The sequence below is a fragment of the Rhodoferax sp. genome (genome assembly GCF_037143375.1).
Classification (GTDB): Bacteria; Pseudomonadota; Gammaproteobacteria; order Burkholderiales; family Burkholderiaceae_C; genus Rhodoferax.
This window is the reverse complement of the sequence record NZ_JBAWYV010000005.1, coordinates 1-19554: the sequence shown is the minus strand read 5'-3', so window position 1 is coordinate 19554 and position 19554 is coordinate 1. Positions and strand designations below refer to the sequence as shown.

The 19554-nt window shown below is 58.1% G+C and carries 22 protein-coding genes; 13 read left to right on the top strand and 9 right to left on the bottom strand.

The window, feature by feature from the left end; genetic code table 11:
* The first annotated feature begins 41 nt into the window (after nt 1-41).
* The 9 genes from sucD (at nt 42) to WCG50_RS01535 (ending at nt 9577) form a co-directional block, all read left to right on the top strand.
* Nucleotides 42-938 carry a succinate--CoA ligase subunit alpha gene (sucD, locus tag WCG50_RS01575; protein ID WP_336897804.1) on the top strand — a complete coding sequence of 299 codons (897 nt, stop codon included), beginning with the start codon at nt 42-44 and terminating at the stop codon, nt 936-938.
* Nucleotides 939-1055: 117 nt separating this feature from the next.
* Entirely contained in the window at nt 1056-1751 is a 696-nt protein-coding gene (locus WCG50_RS01570) for a TerC family protein (protein WP_336897803.1), read from the top strand.
* Between the two features lie 17 nt (nt 1752-1768).
* Nucleotides 1769-2998 carry a serine/threonine-protein kinase gene (locus tag WCG50_RS01565; protein ID WP_336897802.1) on the top strand — a complete coding sequence of 410 codons (1230 nt, stop codon included), beginning with the start codon at nt 1769-1771 and terminating at the stop codon, nt 2996-2998.
* An 11-nt stretch (nt 2999-3009) separates the two neighbouring features.
* On the top strand, nt 3010-3795 hold the full coding sequence (locus WCG50_RS01560) for a Stp1/IreP family PP2C-type Ser/Thr phosphatase (RefSeq protein WP_336897801.1): 786 nt from the start codon (nt 3010-3012) through the stop codon (nt 3793-3795).
* A 48-nt stretch (nt 3796-3843) separates the two neighbouring features.
* On the top strand, nt 3844-4524 hold the full coding sequence (locus tag WCG50_RS01555) for an FHA domain-containing protein (protein ID WP_336897800.1): 681 nt from the start codon (nt 3844-3846) through the stop codon (nt 4522-4524).
* A 67-nt stretch (nt 4525-4591) separates the two neighbouring features.
* Nucleotides 4592-6970 carry an ATPase, T2SS/T4P/T4SS family gene (locus WCG50_RS01550; protein ID WP_336897799.1) on the top strand — a complete coding sequence of 793 codons (2379 nt, stop codon included), beginning with the start codon at nt 4592-4594 and terminating at the stop codon, nt 6968-6970.
* A gap of 100 nt (nt 6971-7070) precedes the next feature.
* Nucleotides 7071-8600 carry a Wzy polymerase domain-containing protein gene (locus tag WCG50_RS01545; protein ID WP_336897798.1) on the top strand — a complete coding sequence of 510 codons (1530 nt, stop codon included), beginning with the start codon at nt 7071-7073 and terminating at the stop codon, nt 8598-8600.
* Nucleotides 8601-9003: 403 nt separating this feature from the next.
* The gene (locus WCG50_RS01540) at nt 9004-9204 is read left to right on the top strand and encodes a YjfB family protein (protein ID WP_336897797.1); all 201 of its coding nucleotides are present in this window, start codon (nt 9004-9006) and stop codon (nt 9202-9204) included.
* A gap of 34 nt (nt 9205-9238) precedes the next feature.
* Nucleotides 9239-9577: a hypothetical protein gene (locus WCG50_RS01535; RefSeq protein ID WP_336897796.1), complete on the top strand. Its 339-nt coding sequence runs from the start codon at nt 9239-9241 to the stop codon at nt 9575-9577.
* 532 nt (nt 9578-10109) lie between these two features.
* Here WCG50_RS01535 and moaC read toward each other — a convergent pair.
* Nucleotides 10110-10598, bottom strand: coding sequence for a cyclic pyranopterin monophosphate synthase MoaC (moaC, locus tag WCG50_RS01530; RefSeq protein ID WP_336897795.1), 489 nt, complete (start codon nt 10596-10598; stop codon nt 10110-10112).
* Between the two features lie 158 nt (nt 10599-10756).
* On the opposite strand from moaC, the gene WCG50_RS01525 reads away from it, so the two are divergent.
* On the top strand, nt 10757-12400 hold the full coding sequence (locus WCG50_RS01525; RefSeq protein ID WP_336897794.1) for a M48 family metalloprotease: 1644 nt from the start codon (nt 10757-10759) through the stop codon (nt 12398-12400).
* On the opposite strand, the gene WCG50_RS01520 is transcribed toward WCG50_RS01525, so the two are convergent.
* Nucleotides 12371-12721: a phage holin family protein gene (locus WCG50_RS01520; protein WP_336897793.1), complete on the bottom strand. Its 351-nt coding sequence runs from the start codon at nt 12719-12721 to the stop codon at nt 12371-12373. The two genes, WCG50_RS01525 and WCG50_RS01520, sit on opposite strands and share 30 nt — an antisense overlap.
* A gap of 46 nt (nt 12722-12767) precedes the next feature.
* Nucleotides 12768-13268, bottom strand: coding sequence for a hypothetical protein (locus WCG50_RS01515; RefSeq protein WP_336897792.1), 501 nt, complete (start codon nt 13266-13268; stop codon nt 12768-12770).
* Between the two features lie 129 nt (nt 13269-13397).
* On the opposite strand from WCG50_RS01515, the gene WCG50_RS01510 reads away from it, so the two are divergent.
* Nucleotides 13398-13823, top strand: a complete 426-nt coding sequence (locus tag WCG50_RS01510) for a DUF3717 domain-containing protein (protein ID WP_336897791.1) — start codon at nt 13398-13400, stop codon at nt 13821-13823.
* 57 nt (nt 13824-13880) lie between these two features.
* Here the strand turns inward: WCG50_RS01510 and WCG50_RS01505 are convergent, their stop codons facing one another.
* Complete coding sequence (locus WCG50_RS01505) at nt 13881-14441, bottom strand: YaeQ family protein (protein ID WP_336897790.1); 561 nt, start codon at nt 14439-14441, stop codon at nt 13881-13883.
* Entirely contained in the window at nt 14441-15820 is a 1380-nt protein-coding gene (purB, locus tag WCG50_RS01500) for an adenylosuccinate lyase (RefSeq protein ID WP_336897789.1), read from the bottom strand. The genes WCG50_RS01505 and purB overlap by 1 nt, the downstream gene beginning before the upstream one ends.
* Before the next feature lie 95 nt (nt 15821-15915).
* Between purB and WCG50_RS01495 the strand changes: the two genes are divergently transcribed.
* On the top strand, nt 15916-16530 hold the full coding sequence (locus tag WCG50_RS01495) for a glutathione S-transferase N-terminal domain-containing protein (RefSeq protein ID WP_336897788.1): 615 nt from the start codon (nt 15916-15918) through the stop codon (nt 16528-16530).
* Nucleotides 16531-16608: 78 nt separating this feature from the next.
* Complete coding sequence (locus WCG50_RS01490) at nt 16609-16812, top strand: hypothetical protein (protein WP_336897787.1); 204 nt, start codon at nt 16609-16611, stop codon at nt 16810-16812.
* Nucleotides 16813-16845: 33 nt separating this feature from the next.
* Here WCG50_RS01490 and WCG50_RS01485 read toward each other — a convergent pair whose 3' ends face one another.
* From WCG50_RS01485 to WCG50_RS01470, 4 genes are all read right to left on the bottom strand, one after another.
* A complete protein-coding gene (locus WCG50_RS01485) occupies nt 16846-17289 on the bottom strand; it encodes a nuclear transport factor 2 family protein (RefSeq protein WP_336897786.1) in 444 nt (147 codons plus the stop codon).
* Nucleotides 17286-18065: an SDR family NAD(P)-dependent oxidoreductase gene (locus tag WCG50_RS01480; protein ID WP_336897785.1), complete on the bottom strand. Its 780-nt coding sequence runs from the start codon at nt 18063-18065 to the stop codon at nt 17286-17288. Before WCG50_RS01480 ends, WCG50_RS01485 begins: the two co-directional genes overlap by 4 nt.
* A gap of 83 nt (nt 18066-18148) precedes the next feature.
* On the bottom strand, nt 18149-18688 hold the full coding sequence (locus WCG50_RS01475) for a DUF3833 domain-containing protein (RefSeq protein ID WP_336897784.1): 540 nt from the start codon (nt 18686-18688) through the stop codon (nt 18149-18151).
* Nucleotides 18685-19554, bottom strand: an 870-nt coding sequence (locus WCG50_RS01470) for an MFS transporter (RefSeq protein ID WP_336897783.1), incomplete at its 5' end; no start/stop codon positions are given. The genes WCG50_RS01470 and WCG50_RS01475, both read right to left, overlap by 4 nt.

Here is a 19554-nt window from a genome sequence, read left to right as displayed (position 1 = left end):
GCACCGCGAACCAGCTCTGTCCCCAACTGATTAAGAAAATCATGTCAATTCTCATCAATAAAGACACCAAGGTCATCACCCAAGGCATCACCGGCAAGACCGGTCAGTTCCACACTGAAAAGTGCCAGGAATACGCTAACGGCAAAAACTGTTTCGTCGCGGGTGTGAACCCCAAGAAGGCTGGCGAGTCCATTTTTGGAATCCCAATTTTCGCCTCCGTCAGCGAAGCGGCAAAAGACACCGGCGCTACCGTGTCGGTCATTTACGTGCCACCAGCCGGCGCTGCTGCTGCCATCTGGGAAGCTGTTGAGGCTGATCTGGACCTGGCCATCTGTATCACTGAAGGCATCCCAGTTCGTGACATGCTGGAACTGCGCAACAAAATGCGCGCCAAAGAAGCTGCCGGCGGCAAGAAAACTCTCTTGCTCGGACCAAACTGCCCTGGTTTGATCACGCCTGACGAAATCAAGATCGGCATCATGCCCGGCCACATCCACCGTGCAGGTCGCATTGGTGTGGTGAGCCGTTCCGGCACGCTGACTTACGAAGCTGTGGCGCAATTGACCGAAATCGGTCTGGGCCAGTCCAGCGCGGTTGGTATTGGTGGCGACCCGATCAATGGCCTGAAGCACATCGACATCATGAAAGCATTCAATGATGATCCAGATACCGACGCCGTCATCATGATTGGCGAAATCGGTGGTCCGGACGAAGCTGAAGCCGCTCGTTGGTGCAAGCTCAACATGAAAAAACCTATCGTTGGCTTCATCGCTGGCGTGACGGCACCTGCCGGCAAGCGCATGGGCCATGCCGGTGCCTTGATCTCTGGTGGCGCTGATACAGCGGATGCCAAGTTGGCAGTGATGGAAGAGTGCGGTTTCACGATCACACGCAACCCATCCGAAATGGCGAAGTTGCTGAAAGCACTGCTGAAGTAAGCCTAATAAGCTAAGCCTGATGGGGTGCAACCAGCGCCCTATCCCAAGCAAGCCGGGTGTCCTGAAGGACAATCCGGCTTTGTTGTTTGTGCATTTCTGGTTTTAAGAAAGAAGACATTGGAAGAATTCCTTACCGCCCATTTCTGGTTATCTGTCGGTCAGATCATCATGATCGACATTTTGCTGGGCGGTGATAACGCGGTGGTGATTGCATTGGCATGCCGACAATTGCCAAAAAACCTGCGCCTCAAAGGCATCTTGTGGGGCACGGTGGGCGCCATTGTGCTGCGAGTCATCCTCATTGCATTCGCCGTTACCCTGCTGCAAGTGCCATTTCTCAAGCTGGTGGGCGCTGCACTATTGCTGTGGATTGGCGTCAAGTTGCTGGCACCTGATGAGGAGGGGCACTCCAACATTCAAGGCAGCGACCGACTCTGGGCGGCGGTCAAAACAGTGATCATTGCTGACTTGGTCATGAGCATCGACAACGTCATCGCGATTGCGGGCGTGGCCACAAGTGCTGGTGGGCAGAACCAGATGCCGCTGGTCATTTTTGGTCTGCTGGTCAGTATTCCTATCATCATTTGGGGCAGCCAAGTGGTGCTTAAGTTGATGGATCGGTTTCCTCACATCATCACGTTGGGCGGGATGTTGCTGGGATGGATTGCCGGCACGATGGCTCACAGCGATCCCTCCTTGAAGGATGCGTTGCCACAGTCCATGGCCTGGAGCTATGGCCTGGGAATCATCGGCGCCGTGAGCGTTTTGCTGGTGGGGAAGTGGCTTAAAAAACGCGATCAAACAACCGCCTGAACCTGATCGGCATCAATATGAGTTTTCAGAGGGCACTCGAACGCATCAAGCAGCTGACGATATCTGTGTTGCATCGTTGCTTGCCGAAGGTTGCCAGCCCCAAGTCCACGCCGCATAAAGATCCTGCAGACGTCAGTCGCATGCTGGGGCTTGCCTTGCAGGGGCAAGGGCAGCTTGACCTGGCGTTTGAGCAGTTTCGTCACGCGCAACCGAACCCGGCAGTCCTGCAGGATTTGCGTGGACTGGCATTGGAATTTGAACGCAAACAGCAATTCAGCCAGGCTGAGGGCGTGCTTCGATACATGGCGTCCTGTCAAGCGGACGACCGGGAAATTCAAACCTTGTTGAAGCGATTGACCGCCCGCACAACGGCCACGTCCGTGCAGGCTGATGGCCCCAGCCATGCCATGCTAGGTCAATACCAAGTTGGAAAAGAGCTGGGTAAGGGCGCCATGGGCGTGGTGTACCTGGGCCAAGACACGCAAAGCGGGCGTGTAGTAGCCCTGAAAACCATGGCTTTAAGTGAAGAGTTTGAAGGCCGTGATCTGGCGGACGCCCGCGAGCGGTTTTTTCGGGAGGCCGAGGCCGCAGGCCGCTTGCAGCACCCGACCATCGTGACGATCTATGGTGCTAGCGAAGACCAGGGCCTGGCGTATATCGCGATGGAGTTCGTCAAAGGAAAAGACCTGCTTGATTTCTGCAAGCCGGGCAGTTTGTTGCCGGTGAGCTCGGTGATCTCCATCGTGGCGCGCGTGGCAGAGGCGCTAGCCTACGCGCACCGTCTGAATGTGGTGCACCGCGACATCAAGCCGGCCAACATCATGTATGAGATGGAAAGTGATACGGTGAAGGTGACAGATTTCGGAATAGCGCGGATCACGGACTCCAGCAAAACCAAAACCGGACTCGTGCTGGGAACGCCCAGCTTCATGTCGCCAGAACAATTGGTCGGCAGTAAGGTGGACGGTCGCTCTGATCTGTATTCTTTAGGCGTGATGCTGTTCCAGATGCTGAGCGGCGTACTGCCCTTTCGCGGTGCCTCCATGGCGGAGTTGATGAATAAAATTTCAACCGTCGATGCGCCAGACATTCGCCATAGCCGCCCTGATCTGTCGCCCGATCTGGCGAGTCTGGTTGCCTTTTCGTTAAGAAAACGTCCTGAAGATCGTTATCAGGATGGCGATCAGTTTGCCGCTGCGTTACGGGCGGTATTATCGGGTGCTAGCCCAATTGACCTGGAAATTTAGTCCGACACACAATGAATTACACCTTCTGCGCGCAAACAGATCCGGGTCGAACTCGGGATAACAATGAAGACTCAGTGGCATTTGATGAAGCCACTCATCTGGCCGTGTTGGCGGATGGGATGGGCGGATACAACGCCGGGGAAATAGCAAGCGGTATGGCCACGGCGTTCATCAAGTCGGAGTTGTCGCGCTGGTTGTCTGAAGCGGGCCTACAGGCCAATGCCTTGCAGGTTCGCCGTGCCATTGAAATTTGTGTCGACAACGCCAATTTGTCAGTTTTAAATTCTGCCAAATCAAACCCTCACTACGCGGGCATGGGCACCACGCTGGTCGTGGGTGTATTTCAGGAAAATACCCTTTTGTTGGGGCATATTGGTGACTCGCGTTGCTACCGGTGGCGCGCCAATAAGTTGGTGCAAATCACCCGCGATCACTCTCTGCTGCAAGAGCAGATGGACGCCGGCTTGCTCACACCAGAGCAGGCAGCCATTTCCCCAAATAGAAACCTGGTCACCCGGGCGCTGGGAGTCGAGCTGGATGCCAGGATGGAACTTCACGAGCACTCCGTGGAGCAAGGCGATGTTTATCTGATGTGTTCCGATGGACTCACCGACATGGTGGAAGACCCGGCGATCGCCAGGGTCTTGCAAACCGGGGCGACACTGCACAAGTTGGCCGAAGAACTGGTTTCTCTGGCCAATGAAAATGGCGGGCGTGACAACATCACGGTATTGTTGACACAAGTTGCAGGCACTACAGAGAAGCGCGGGTTAATATCCAGATTACTAGGAAAATAGCATTCGCATGATGTTTTCAAAAACAAATTTCAGGAACAGGAGTCGGTCATGCCGAAAATGATTGTATCGATCGACGGTGTTGTTATTAAAGAAGTCCAGTTAACCAAGGACAAAACCACCTTGGGGCGCCGACCCTACAACGATATCGTGATCGACAATTTGGCCGTCAGTGGCGAGCACGCGGTGTTGCAGATGCTGGGTACAGAGGTCTACCTTGAAGACCTCAACAGCACCAACGGCACGTACGTGAATGGCAAAGCCGCAAAAAAGCAGCTGCTCCAAAATGGCGACACGGTTGAGGTGGGCAAGTACAAGATTAAGTTTGTTAACGAAGTGGCCACTGACAACTTCGAGAAAACCATGGTTTTCAAGGCCGAGACGGCCGCTACCGCCTCTATGCCTTCTGCAGTTTCACCACCACCTGTGTTCCCCACGGGTGTATCGGCGAATTCGGCCGAACTGGATGCCTTGCGTGCCTCCATTAAGGTCTTGTCGGGTGCTGCAGCGGGCCGAGAAGTGCTCTTGACCAAAGTCGTGACCACCATCGGCAAGCCCGGCGTGGCGGTGGCTGCTATCACTCGACGCCAGCGTGGTTTTTTTGTTCACCACGTCGAAGGTGGCGGCAACCCGACACTCAACGGTGCGCCTATCGGGTCAGACCCTTTGCCCTTGAAAAACGGCGATCTGGTTGAGCTGGCCGGTACTCAAATGCAGTTTGTCCAGGCTTGATGCCATCTGGATTTACGCCTGTTACACAGACGAACTGAAACTCGCTGAACCCTCAGGAGTTTGAGTCATGAGTGCCGTGATCGAACCTCCCAAATCAACTTCCGTCAGACGCGGCATGACGTTTGAGGCGCTTTTTTACAAGCAACTCCAGCATGTCACAGCGCGAATTCATGAGACTGAAAACCTTGAACAGATCATGCTGGAAGCCAGCAGTGACATCTGTAAGCTGTTTAACGCTGACCGACTGACGCTCTACGTTGTTAACGAAGACCAGACCGCCATTATTTCCAAGGTCAAGACCGGGCTCAACAGCAGTCGCGACCTCAAGTTACCGATCACGCCTCAAAGTATTGCTGGCTACGCGGCCTATAGCGGCAAACTGCTAAATCTGCCTGATGTGTACGACGACGACGCCCTCAAGCAAATTCACCCGGCCCTGACCTTTTTAAAAGAAGTCGATAAGCGCTCGGGCTATAGAACCCGCCAGATGCTGGTGGCGCCCATTCTCGAAGGTAAAACGCTGCACGGTGTGCTTCAGGTTATCAACAACAAGAGCGACCAGCCTTTTGGCGAGCTGGAAGTCGAAGGGGTGGCCCAGTTGTGTAAAACACTCGCCACAGCCATTCGCCAACGCGTGCACAAAGCTGAAGAAACGGTACGGCGCAATGCCACCAAATATGACGGTTTGGTCGCTGAAGGCGTCATGACCGCGCAGGAGTTGCAGGAGTGCTTGCAGTTGGCGCGACAGGAAGGCAAGCCGGTTGAGCATGTGTTGATTGCGACTTACAAAGTGAGGCCATCCCAGATTGGCCCGTCGCTGGCCAAGTTTTTTGATGTGCCTTATGAGCCTTTCACGCCCAGCCGAATTCGCTCAGAAATGCTTCACGGCTCACTAAAACGCGAATTCACCGAAGAGCAACGTTGGATTCCGCTGGAGGAATCGCCTGAGGGCCTGGTCATCATGTGCGTGGACCCCGAGGCGGTGCGCAGTTCACGCATCGTGCAGCAGGTGTTCCCTCGTTTCACCAAGTTTTCTTACCGTGTCACCACCCAGGCCGAGTTTGCAGAAACCTTGGGGCAGATCTTTGGCGTCGGCGTTGAGGGCGGCACGATCGATGAACTGCTGGCTGACATGGATGGCTCACCCATTGACGATGGCGCGAACGACGATTCGCTGGAGTCTGCTGCGGCCGACAACGAGTTGGTCAAGTTCGTCAACAAAGTCATCATCGACGCCTACAACCAGAAGGTGTCCGACATCCACATTGAGCCGATGCCGGGCAAGCTCAAAACCGGCATTCGCTTCCGCATTGACGGCACGCTGCAGCCGTATGTCGAAGTACCCGCGCATTTTCGCCAGGCCATGGTGACGCGCCTGAAAATCATGTGCGACCTCGACATTTCAGAGCGTCGCAAGCCGCAGGATGGCAAGATCAAGTTCAAGAAATACGGCCCGATCGACATCGAGTTGCGGGTGGCCACCATTCCGTCAGCCGGCGGGGTAGAAGACGTGGTGATGCGGATTTTGGCGGGCGGCGAGCCGATTCCGCTCGATAAACTCGGCCTCACGCCGCATAACAAAGCGCGCGTCATCCAGACCATCGAGAAACCGTACGGTTTGTTTTATGTGTGCGGACCCACCGGCTCGGGCAAAACCACCACGCTGCACTCCATCCTCAAGCACCTGAACACGCCCGAGACCAAAATCTGGACCGCCGAAGACCCGGTTGAAATTACCCAAAAAGGGCTGCGCCAAGTGCAGATCAACCGCAAAGCCGGCATCGACTTTGCGCTCATCATGCGGGCCTTTTTGCGGGCTGATCCCGACATCATCATGGTCGGCGAGTCGCGCGACAAAGAAACTGTGGCCATGGGCGTTGAAGCCTCGCTCACCGGCCACCTGGTGTTCTCGACCCTGCACACCAACTCGGCGCCCGAGTCCATCACCCGGCTGCTTGACATGGGCATGGACCCCTTCAACTTTGCCGATGCCCTGCTGGGCATTCTGGCGCAGCGCCTAGCCAAAAAACTGTGTGACTGCAAAGAGTCTTACGTGCCTGACGCCGAAGAACTGCGTTTGTTTGCCGCTGAATATGCGGATGAACTGCGGCACTCTGTAGCCTGGAAGGCTGACTACGAAGGCGAAACCAAAAAACTGATCGCCACTTGGCACGAAACCTACGACCAGGACGGGGAACTTCGGTTATTTCGCCATGTCGGCTGCGACAAGTGCAACAAGACCGGCTACAAAGGCCGCGTCGGCCTGCACGAGTTGCTGATTGCCAGCGACGACATCAAAAAGCTGATTCAGGAGCGCGCCCGCGTCGCCGAGATTTTTGCAGCCGCTGTTGAAGGCGGTATGCGCACCCTGAAGATGGATGGCATGGAAAAAATCATGATGGGCCTGACAGACATCAAAATGGTGCGCCAAGTCTGCATCAAGTAATGGTAGTGGCGTAACACGGCCCTGAACACGCTGATTTCAAGTCGCAGCGAAAATAGCAGGCTTTCCGTCAATTACCTGATTGCCTTGCTCGCACCCTTTCATGCCCATGCAACCCATTGCCGCCTTCCTGCTCATTACCCTGCCCTGGTTGAATCCCTTTTCCATGGGTCCTTCGCCGGGCGTGGTGCCCTTGATGTTTTCGTGGGCCTGCGCCGGGGCGCTGCTGCTGGTGTGCTGGCGTATCCCGAACCGGGTATCAGGCGAGCGCTTGGTGAGCGCCATCGCAGCGGCCTGGTTGGTGGCGGCGCTACTGAGCAGTTTGATGGGCTTGCTGCAATATTTTGGCGCGACAGCGCCTTTGGGTTTTTGGGTCAACAGCACAGGTTTGGGTGAGGCCTATGCCAATTTACGTCAGCGCAACCAGTTCGCCACGCTGACCAACATCGGCCTGGCCGCTTTGTTGTGGTCAGTGGCGCAAGGCCGCAACAGTTCTTCCATTTTTCGCAAGACGTCGACCGCCTCTGTGTTGGCCTTACGTTCGTTGCTGCCGTTGATGGCGGCGGTGTTGCTGGGCTTGGGCAACGCGGCCTCGTCGTCACGCACGGGCCTGATGCAGTTGGTGCTGCTGGTCGTCATGGCCGGGGTCTGGCGCCTGGTGCGCGGGCGCACATCGGAGGCGAATCGTGTGTTGGGCGCAGCTGTGTTGGCGTACGCAGTCGCGGCGCTGGCCTTGCCTCTGGTGGCGGGGCTGGACCCGAACGCCAGCGGCATCCTGGCGCGTCTGCATGACGGCGGGGCGCATTGCTCAAGTCGCCTCACGCTGTGGGGCAATGTGCTGCAGCTGATCGCGCAAAAGCCGTGGTTGGGCTGGGGCTGGGGAGAGCTGGATTTCGCGCATTTTGTCAACTTGTACCCGGGCGAGCGGTTTTGCGAAATTCTGGACAACGCGCATAACCTGCCGCTGCATTTGGCGGTGGAACTGGGCCTGCCGCTGGCGCTGTTGGTGTGCGGTGGTGGCTTGTGGCTGGCATGGCGGGCCCAACCCTGGCGCGAGCTCGATGCCACGCGGCAGTTGGCGTGGACGGTGCTGGCCGTGATTTTGCTGCACAGCCTGCTGGAATACCCGCTGTGGTACGGGCCGTTTCAGATGGCGTTTGCCCTGAGCGTCTGGTTGCTGTGGCGCGCGCCGAACGACTTGGCCACAAAATTTAAGCCTTTTAGCCTTCTGGCCCTCGTGCTGCCTGCGCTGATAGCTACTTTATTAATAGCGTTTTCTGGTTATGCAGCATGGGACTACGACCGAATCAGTCAGATCTACAAAGCGCCCGCGCAGAGAAGTGATGCCTTGCGCGACAACACGCTGGCAAAGATTGCAGACTCGCGATTGTTTGCCGATCAAGTGCGTTTTGCCGAACTCACCACCACGGCCTTGACGCTTGGAAACGCTGAACATATCCATGCGCTGGCGCTGGCTTTGCTGCATTTTTCACCGGAACCGCGCGTGGTTGAAAAGCTGATCGAAAGCGCGGTGCTGCTGGGGCGCGATGATGAGGCGCTGTACTACGACATACGCTACCAGGCCGCTTTTCCTGAGAGTCATGAAAAGTGGGCGCAGGATAACCCGATGTAAGAGAATGGCAGGTTTCGCGTGAACCGCCTAAAAACGCTTATAAATCAAGGGCTGACATAACTTCCCGACTTGCCCCCATGCTTTTCCCGAAACTTGCAGTCGTTGATCGTCATGTTTAAAAGTCCCGTGCCGATTTGGCTGATTGGAACCAGTAGGGGCACCATTTCAGCCACCGCTGCTGCAATCCATGAGGGTGGTCAGAACATCGTAGATGCCTTGAAAAATTCACCGATCCAACGGGTGACCCTTGCGAACCAATGCACTATCACGGGTTTATCGGAAAAGAAAAAGAGGTCGTGGGCCTGATTGCAACTTGGATCACAAGCCCTTCGAAGTAGCCTGTTCAAGTTCCAACGATGCAGGTCGATAAAAAGATATGTTTTAAACTGCCTTGGGGTCATACATGAACATTTCCAGCACCACTTCAGTACAAGCTGCAACTGCTGCCGTTTCGAGTGACACCTCCGATAGCGTCAACATTTTGGTGCTGAAAAAAGCACTGGACATTCAAGCAACAACAGCAACGACCTTGTTGCAAGCCCTGCCACAACCACCTCTGGCGACTGAAGGTTCGGTCGGAACAAAAGTCAATACTTTTGCTTGAAAAGTAGGGTGTCTGTTATCTGTAAGAACGATCAATGAGTACTGCATTTCCACTGAACGCCAAAGTTCGTTTCACGCAAAAGCGTTTGTCCATCTTGACACCACGGGATCGTCAAAGTTTGGCGGGACGAATTGGTTTGGTTCAAACGGAGAGGAGTGTCACCCGAAAGCCAACCGTATCCTTTCCAGCAGATGGCTCCAATTTGGAGCTACGCCTGTTTCGGATAGACCCGAGTCACCTTGAACTGGTTGAGGTTCAACCCAATACCGACAACCAGCCCATTCTTGCTGATGACGCTGCTGATGTTGATGCAACAGATTTGGAGGGCAGTGACAAGCTTTCTCAGAGCGAAATGGACAACCTTTTTGATTAGGGCTGAGATGCGTTCGTGGAGTGGTGCGAGACAGGTTTCAAGGCTTGTTGGGCCTTGGGCATAACGACTTTATTCGTGTATCTGCTCAGACGCCTGAACAGCGGCGTTTGGTAATTCATTGACTAGCAGTTCCAAGTTCCATCGATTTGGACAATTGATAACCCGCCAGAATCATCCTGACTTCATTGCCAAATCATGAGCGTACCGACGTATCACATCTCCAAAAGTGTTTTTCTCAGTTTTGTCTCGGCAGGCAAACTGGCCCCGATCCATGTCAACTTCGATGGATCGTGCCCATTGCTCTGCATCAAACTTGGAGGGTAGTGTTTTGGTTTCATCTGGGTAGCCTTGACGCCGAATGCGTACTTGCCATGTGTTTCCGCGCTTGCGAATCGTTGCCATCGTTTTCCTTCAGTGGGACAAACGAGGGACAAAAGTAAAAATTAGTCAGAAAACAAGGCTTTGGCGTGCTGGTCTGGTCCACAAACAATATCGACCAGCACTCACTCAGTTGTAAATAAATTGAACAGTATCAACTACTTACATAACTCCCCGACTTGCCCCCATGCTTTTCCAACAGCTTGCAGTCGTTGATCGTCATGCCGCGGTCCACCGCTTTGCACATGTCGTAAATGGTGAGCAGGGCCACTTGCAGGGCGGTGAGCGCTTCCATTTCGACACCGGTGGGGCCGACGGTCTCCACGGTTGCCGTGCAATAAATGCTGCCAGCCTCAGTTCCTGCTGCCTTGCTAGTTTCAAATTCAATAGCAACACGGGTGAGTGCCAGCGGGTGGCACAGGGGAATCAGGTCGCTGGTTTTCTTGGCGGCCATGATGCCGGCGATACGGGCTATGCCCAGCACGTCACCTTTTTTGGCAGTGCCGGATTCGATCAGGGCGAGCGTGGCGGGCAGCATGTCGATGCGGCCACCGGCCACGCCGATGCGGTGTGTGCTGGCCTTGGCGGCCACATCGACCATGTGGGCTTGGCCCTGGTCGTCAAAATGGGTGAGTGTGCTCATGGGGCAAAGTTCGTTACAGTTAGAAGTTAGGGGGCGAACGCCAGATTTACACAACGTTCATCTCAGCCGCGCATCATACGGTTAAGCGGCACTTCTCCGGGATGTTCAGCCCGACAACGGATGCGCCCTCCAAGGAATTCATGTTGCGTAAAAATATTATGACAAATCGGGCTCTAGCTCCCGTGCTACCTGCGTTAGCAGCTATAGTTTTAGTAGCCATTGGCGTGACTGGCCCTGCGCCGCTGCTGGCGCAAACCAACGTCATGCCGCCTGCGACTGTCGGCCCGTCGAGCGCGGCACCGCCGCTCAATCTGCTGCCCACGCTGGGTGATGGCAGCGACATCAGCACCAGTGCCGAGCGCCGCCTGGGCGACCGCATAGCCCGCGAAATTTACCGCGACCCGGACTACATTGACGACCCGGTGCTGGCCGAGTATGTGCGCGGCATCTGGTTGCCACTGCTGGCGGCATCGCGTACCCGGGGCGATTTGTCGCCCGAACTGGACGAACGGTTTGCCTGGGAGATCATGCTCGGGCGCGACCGCACGGTGAATGCGTTTGCGCTGCCGGGCGGCTACTTTGGCGTTCATCTGGGGCTGATTGGCATCGTGGCCAGTCGCGATGAATTGGCCTCAGTGCTGGGGCATGAACTCAGCCACGTCACGCAGCGGCATATTTCACGCCTGATTTCCAAGCAAGGCCAGCAAACGCCGTGGCTGATCGGCGCCATGATTCTGGGCGCCCTGGCCGCCAGCAAAAATGCCGATGCCGGCAACGCGCTGATCGTTGGTGGTCAGGCCGTCACAGCCCAAAACCAGCTGAATTTTTCGCGTGACATGGAGCGCGAGGCCGACCGCGTGGGCTACGGCGTTATGACCCAGGCCGGTTTTGAGGCGCAGGGTTTTGTGTCGATGTTTGACAAACTTCAGCAGGCTTCGCGCCTCAACGACAACGGCGCTTACCCCTATCTGCGCAGCCACCCATTGACCACCGAGCGCATTGCCGACATGCAGTCTCGCCAGGCCTTGCTGGTGCCCAAGCCGGTGAAAGCCACGCTCACTTTTGAGCACGCCATGGTTTCTGCCCGCGCCCGTGTGCTGTCCAACCCCGGCGTTGATTCGCTGCGGGCCTTGTTGGTGGAGGCGAGTGGGCCGCAGTTGGTGGCACTGCCAGCCCCTCGGCAGGCGGCAGCTTTGTACGGAGCAGCGCTGGCCGCCAGTCGCTTGCGTGATTTCGCCAGCGCCAAGGTGTCTCTCAATCGCCTGAGTGGGCTGGTGCGCAGTGATGCGTCCGCCGCACGACTGGTGCGATTGCTGGAGGCCGAAATCGCTCTGACCGCGGGTGATCTGGCCCATGCGGCAGCGCTGGTGCAAATCAATCCCCCGCAGAAGCTCATTAACGCTGGGGTGCCCACTGACGCCGGCCGTCCTGAGTTGTTGCTGTGGGCGCAGATCGCCACGCAAGCGGGTCCAGCCATGGGGGGCATCGCGACGGAGCGTGACGTCGGGCAGCGTTTGCAGCTGTGGGTGGCGGCGCACCCGCGCGATGCGCAGGCTTGGCAGTTGCTGTCGACCGCGTATGCCGCGCAGGGCCAAACCGTGCTCGCCATTCGGGCCGATGCCGAAACCCATGTGGCCATGCTGGACTACCCTGCGGCGCTGGACCGCCTGAAGGCGGCGCAGGAATTAATGAAAAACGATCGCGCGAGCAAGCTGGCGGTGGACCACATCGACGCGTCCATCATCGACACACGGCACCGGCAGGTGGAGGCCTTACTTAAGGAACAAGCGCTCGATCGCTGAGTCGATCACGATGCCAAAGGCCGAGTAAATCAGCGAGCCCAGCAGCGCCGCGCCAAAGTCGCGCACATAAAACCCCTGCAGCACGCCAGCCGCTGACCAGAACATCAGCGCATTAATGACGAACAAAAAGAGCCCGAGCGTGATGACCGTGACCGGCAAGGTCAGCAGCACCAGCACCGGTCGCAAAATCATGTTGAACAGGCCGATGACAAAAGCGGCCGTCAGCGCGGCGCCGAAGGTTTTGACCTCGACCCCGTGGTACAGATAAGCCACGGCCAGCAGGGCGGCTGCACTCAGCAGCCATTTGACGATTAGTTTCATGCGGCAAAGGATAGCACCGGGGTCGGTGGGCGGCGCCTGTGAATTGTCAAGCCAGCTTTTGAAAACCACCATCGGCCCAGGCCGTAGCGCTGGCCCGGCTGAGCTTGAAACCGGGCGACACGCGAATTTTGGCCAGTTCATCGCCACCGTCGTCCTGCGCGGTCAGGGTGGCGGTCGGGTTTTCTTCGTCCGGCACGATGTCGAGCAGCACCGTGATGCGGGCATTGCGGGACGTCACGGCGATGCTCTGGTGCAGCGTGGCGTGCAGTTGCTGTTCGGAGCGGCGCACGAATTCCGAGGCGGTTTTGACCAGCGTGTTGAAGGCGTTAACGTCCAGTGGCTTGGGGTTTTTCTTGTCGCGTCCCATGGTCCAGGGCCCGATCAAGGCCGGTTCTGACGCGCCGTCCCGTGTCATGGCCACGGCCCAGCCGTCGTCGTCTTCGTTTTTGAGGATGTGGGCGGTCCAGCCGTTGTCGCGCCAGAGGCGGGCTTGTTCAATTTTGGCGTCGGGATCGGGGGTCTGGTCAGCAGAAAGGGTGTCGGTCACGGGTGGGGTCGTTTCGGTCAAAAGAGGCGCGGCAAGCACGCAGGGTGTCACAAGGTCTATTTTCGCCGCCAGAAGGCTATTGCGCGGCCGGCTGAACTGAATTTAATGGCGGGCTATCATGCGACCCCCATGGCGCGCATCCACATCACCGACCTCGAGTCGGCTATTAACTACTGGCGCGGCAAAAAGCCGTCGCCGGATGGTTTTTCGCTGGCGCCTGAAACCCGTGCGCTGGCCGAGGTATATGCCCGCATGGTGTTCGACCAGGCGCTGGCTATTGACGAAACTGCGCTTTCACCTGCTGCGCTGGCCGCCTGGCTGGTCTGGTACGACACCACGCCCGACACGCCGTGCATCGCCATTTGCTCCACCAGCCAGGGCGACGAGGAATGCAAAGGCTGCGGTCGCAGCTTTGCCGAGGTGCAGTACTGGACGCAAATGCGCCCGGTCGAAAAGCGCGACACCTGGCACCGCATCACACAACTGGGCCATTCGTGGCGCTTCAATAAATATGCAGAACGGGCGCTGAAAAGCGTTGAAATGCTATTTAAATAATAGCTGCTAGCGCAGGCCACTCAGGGGCTAGAGCCCTATTTGGCACATATTCCCTGCTTACTTCCAGCGCACTGGCTCAATATCAACATTGAGCGTGCCGTCGCCCAGCATCAGCACACCTTCCTGAATCGTGGCCTGCAACTGCATGCTGCGTTGCGCCATCGGGATCAGCGCCAGCGAGGCCACCGTGGGAATGCGGAACACGCTCAGGTTTTTGGGGCGCGCCAGCTTGGCTTCCATCGTGCGCCACCACACTTCAGCCGCGTGGTTGAAGCAGTACAGCACCACCTCGTCGGCACGGCCACAGGCTTTGAGCAGCGGCTTGTCTTCGGGCTGGCCAACCTCCAGCCAGAGCCGGGTCAGGCCGGTGTAGTCACGCAGCCAGGCATCGGGCTCGTTGGGGTCACTCAAACCGGCGCCAAAGGCCAGCGTGGCATCGCCGCCGCAGACGGTTTGCAGCTTGTGCGCCTGCAAGGCCAGCGCGCACAGGCGAATCATCATGCGCTCGTCGGTCTCGCTCGGGTGCCGAGCCAGGGTCAGCGCATGGTCGGCGTAATACGCGTTGTCAATGTCGGCAATTTGCAGACTGGCTTTGAAGATGGTGGATTTGATCGCCATCAGACGCGGCGAGCAAGTTCCGCCGCCTTGCCGGTGTAGCTGCCGGGGGTCATTTGCATCAAACGGGCTTTGTCTTCTTCGGGGATGACCAGATTGGCGATGAAGCCTTGCATCAGCTCGCGCGTCATCGGCTCACCGCGGGTGAACTTCTTGAGTTGCTCGTAAGGCTGGGGCAGGCCAAAGCGGCGCATCACGGTCTGGATCGGCTCAGCCAGCACTTCCCAGGAGTCGTCCAGGTCTTGCGCGATGGCGGCCTCGTTGAGTTCGAGTTTGCCCAAACCGGTCAACAGCGATTGGTAGGCCAGCAAGGCGTAACCCATGGCCACGCCCATGTTGCGCAGCACCGTGCTGTCGGTCAGGTCGCGCTGCCAGCGCGAAATCGGCAGCTTTTCGCTCAGGTGCTTGAGCAGCGCATTGGCCAGGCCCAGGTTGCCTTCGGCGTTCTCGAAATCAATCGGGTTGACCTTGTGCGGCATGGTGCTACTACCCACTTCGCCCTCGCGCAGGCGCTGTTTGAAGTAACCCAGCGAGACATAACCCCAGACATCGCGTGACCAGTCAATCAGGATGGTGTTGGTGCGGGCGATGGCGTCAAACAACTCGGCCATGTAGTCGTGCGGCTCGATCTGGATGCTGTAGGGCTGAAAAGTCAGGCCCAGGCCGACCGGCTCGGGCGTTTCGATCACTTTGCGGCTGAAGGCTTCCCAGTCAAACTCGGGCCAGGCCGACAGGTGGGCGTTGAAGTTGCCCACCGCACCGTTCATCTTGGCCATCAGCTTGATGCTGGCGATGCGTTCGCGGGTGGCGTTCAGGCGCACCACCACATTGGCGATTTCTTTGCCCACGGTGGTCGGGCTGGCGGTCTGGCCGTGGGTGCGGCTGAGCATCGGCACCTCGGCAAAGGCGTGCGCCATCTCGCGCAGCTTGGCAATGACGGCGTCCAGCGCCGGCAGCAGCACCTGGTCGCGACCGGCCTTGAGTTGCAGCGCGTGGCTGGTGTTGTTGATGTCTTCGCTGGTGCAGGCAAAGTGCACAAACTCACCGGCGGCAAGCAGCTCGGGGCGGGCGTCAAACTTGGACTTCATCCAGTATTCGACCGCTTTGACGTCGTGGTTGGTCACTTTCTCGATCGCCTTGATGGCTTCGCCGTCGGCTTCCGAGAAATTCTTGACCAGGCCCATCAGGTAAGTGCGGGCGCCAGGGGTCAACGGTTTGAACTCGGCAAAGCCGCAGTCGCTCAGGGCGATGAACCACGCCACCTCCACTTGCACGCGGCGCTGCATATAACCCTGTTCGCTCATGACGGGGCGGAGTTTGGCAAGCTTGGCGGCGTAGCGGCCGTCAAGAGGAGAAAGGGCGGAGATGGCAGTGAAATTCATGCGCGGATTGTAGGGGGCGCGCCACGCCCACTTAAAAGGTGATTTGGGTCAACGCGCCTGTATAGAATGAACGCTACTGCAACCCTAGACCGCCCATGAAATTAATCGGATCCCACTCCAGCCCTTATGTACGAAAAGTACGCGTCGTCATGGCCGAGAAGAAACTCGACTTTGAGTTTGTGACGGAAGACGTCTGGGCGGCGCAGACCACCATCTCGGAATCCAACCCGCTGGGCAAGGTGCCGTGCCTGATCATGGAAGGTGGCGAGGCGCTGTTTGACTCGCGTGTGATTGTGGAATACCTCGATACCTTGTCACCGGTCGGCAAGCTGATTCCCGCCATGGGCCGTGAGCGCGCCGAGATCAAGACCTGGGAAGCCCTGGCCGATGGCGTGCTGGATGCCTCGATCCTGGCCCGCCTGGAGTCGACCTGGGTTGGGCGCTTTCAAGAGCAGCGCAGCCAAGCCTGGATTGACCGCCAATTGGGCAAAGTGCAAGCTTCCCTGACGGCCATGAGCCTGGGCTTGGGCGAGAAAGCTTTTTGCGCCGGCATTTACCTCAGCTTGGCCGACATTGCGGTGGGCGTGGCGCTGGGTTATCTGGATTTTCGTTTTCCGCAAATCGATTGGCGCACCGACTACCCCAATTTGCAAAAGCTGCATGACAAACTGATGCTGCGCCCGAGCTTTATCGAGACCCGGCCGACTTAAAAATCGATACGAGGCTTACATCGTTTTACACGGTGGCTTGTGGAAAATCAAAGGCGTTTGGCATAAAGTGTTATCACTATGGCTACCAACAATACCGTCTACAAATGCCGTGAATGCGGCGCTACCAGTTACCAGCGCGTGATTGAGCGCGCCCTCAGCGGCGCGTTGCTGCCAACCGGTCAGTACCGCTGCACTGGTTGCCGCAACGTGTTTGCCACCGTTCGCGCCTGGTGGGAACCGCGTCGTAAAACGGAATGGCAATCGAGCGTGATGCCCGGTTAAGTCGGCACCATCGTCGACCAGCGCCCCCGCAATCTAACTGTTGGCGCGCTTCTTCAACCAACGCATCAAGCCGCCCACCACGGGCAGCTTTTCGTACAGCTCTTCAGCCGCGTCCCAGTAGTCGCGGTGCAAGGTGATCAAGCCCTGCTCGGAAAACACCAGATGCGAGGTACCCAGGATGGTTTGCTCCTTGCCCCGCAAAAACCGCTTGAAGCGAAAGCGGAATTCCCACGTCATGAAGCACTGCCGCCCCTGCGCCACCTGGCCGGTGATAACAAAACGCGGGGCCTCCAGCGCCACAAACATGTGCTCGAAGATGTGCCGGATGGCGGCTACGCCCTGCACCTGGTTGAACGGGTCTTTGAAGCGCGCGTTGGCGTCGTAAAAGTTTTCAAGGTCGGCCACGCTCTGCGGCGTCAGGGTCTCGAAATAGGTGGCGACGCGGTCCAGTGTGGTTTGAGAGGTGATTTGCATCATGGGGTGGCCCGTCCAAGCAGGTAAAAAAACACGCGATCTGGTAGCCAGCGCAAGGCTTTCATCCACAGGGTAAAGCGTTTGGGGAAATGAATCTCAAACTTGCCGTCGGCCCAGCCCTGCACGATGGCGCGGGCGGCCTGCTCAGGCGTCAGGAGCGCGGGCATGGCGAAGGCGTTGCCCGCGGTCAACGGCGTCGCAACAAACCCGGGGTTGATGAGTGACACGCCCAGGCCTTTGGGCCGCAGGTCCAGGTACAAGGTCTCGGCCAGGTTGATCAGCGCCGCTTTGGTCGGACCATAGGCCAGACTCTGCGGCAGTCCCCGGTAGCCCGCCACGCTCCCAACCAGGCTGAGATGGCCCGCGCCCCGGGCCAGCAGGGCGGGCAAGACCGCGTGCAACAGGTTCAGGGCACCGAGGTAGTTGACCTCGATGTGGCGTCGAAATTCAGGCAAGTCCATGGCGTCGGCGCGCATCGCCTGGTAATGCCCGGCGCAGTACATCACCAGATCGAGCGGACCTTGGGCCAGCAACAGCTGAGCCGCCGTTTGTACCGCCTGCGGGTCGGTGGCGTCCAGTGCCAGCGCCTGGGCGCCGGGAAACTGCTGCACAAAGGCGTTCAGTGCCAGCGCCTTGCGCGCTGACACGATCACGCGCGCACCCAGGCCGTGCAGCGCGGCGGCGGTGGCGTGGCCGATGCCGGTGGAGGCGCCCACAATCCAGACGGTTTTGCCACGCCAGTCCTGCAGCGGCGGGTTCAGGGAAGGAAGCAGGTTCATGGGTTAATTACTATTATTTTTATAGCTGCTTACGCAGAAAGAACGGGGGCTAGAGCCTGATTTGGCTTAAAGATTGAATGGCTTTAGCGTTTGGCAAATGACAAGGTCACTTCGCCCAAATGCACGCCGAACTTGCGCATGCTGGCTTTGTTGAGCATCACTTTGTCGGTCATCAGGTACATCCAGTCGTCAAACTGAACGTCATAGACTTTGTCATTCACCGGCAAGCTCAGGGTGTAGGCCCAATGAAAAGCGTTGCCCCGGCTCTCGCCCAGCGCCTCGCCCACCACGTCATCGGCGCGGCCACTGAAGCGGCCATCGGCCAGCTTGGTCAGGTGCCAGATGCGTTTTTGCACGCTGCCGTCCGAGTAGGTGAAGTCTTCGTCCAGCACGCCCGCATCGCCCTGCCAGTTGCACTGCATGACCACCGTGAAGCGCTTGACGACAGCGCCCGAGCGGTCGGTGAAGATGCCGTAGGCGTCGAGTGTGCCGTTGAAATACTGTTGCAAATCGAGCACCGGCGTCTGCGCGGCGTAGGTCTCGATGCGCTGTGAGGCACAGCCGACCAGCGCCAGGGCGGAGGAAGCAGCGGCACCGGCGGCCAAAAGTAAGCGTCTGTTCATGGTGTCTTTCGGAGGATGAGTGAGTACAAAAGACCGGCCGCGATCAGCTTGAGCGCGCACGGCAGCAGGCAATAGGCTTGGGTCAGGGTGTTCAGGGCGGTGGCATCGCGGGTGCCGGGCACGTAGCCCAGCGCGCCGAGCAGCGGCAGCGCGACCCCGGCGGCCAGTGCCAGGTTGAGCTTGGTGGCGAAATTCCACCAGCCAAAGTAAGCGCCCTCGGCCCGGCCCCGGTCGCCGCTGGCCTGGATGGTGCCGGCCAGCAGCGCACCGGGCAAGGCCAGGTCGGCGCCCAGTCCGACGCCGGACAAGGCACACACCGCCACAAACGCCGCCACATCGCCCACGCCAAGGGTCGCGGCGAACACAAATACCGCCACCGACAGCAACATACCCAGGCCCCAGGCACGCGCCAGCCCGAGGCTTTGCACCACGCGCAACCACAGCGGAATCGACAGTGCCGCGCTCAGAAAGTAGCTGCCTAAAAACAGCGGCTCGGTCGATGCCGGCGCTTGCAGCCGGTCTTGTACAAAAAACAGCAGCAGCGTGGCTGGCACCGCACTGGCAATGCCGTTGACCATGAACACCGCCAGCAAGGCCCGAAAGCCGGGCCGGGAAAATGGCAGCCAAAGGGGCGATTGGATAAACCCATCAAGCGGGCGAGCGGCGCCAAGGCTTGGCTGCCGCGCAACCCGCCAAGCCAGCCAGCCGGTTGTCAATGCTATGAAAAAAAGAGCTGTTGTCGCAGGCAGGCCGAGGGCTACAGGCGTAATGGATGCAAAAATGACACCTACCAGCCCCAGCCCTTCGCGCCACGCCACCACCCGGCTGCGCTGGCGCTCGTCGCCGCCCAGCATCGCGCCCCACGA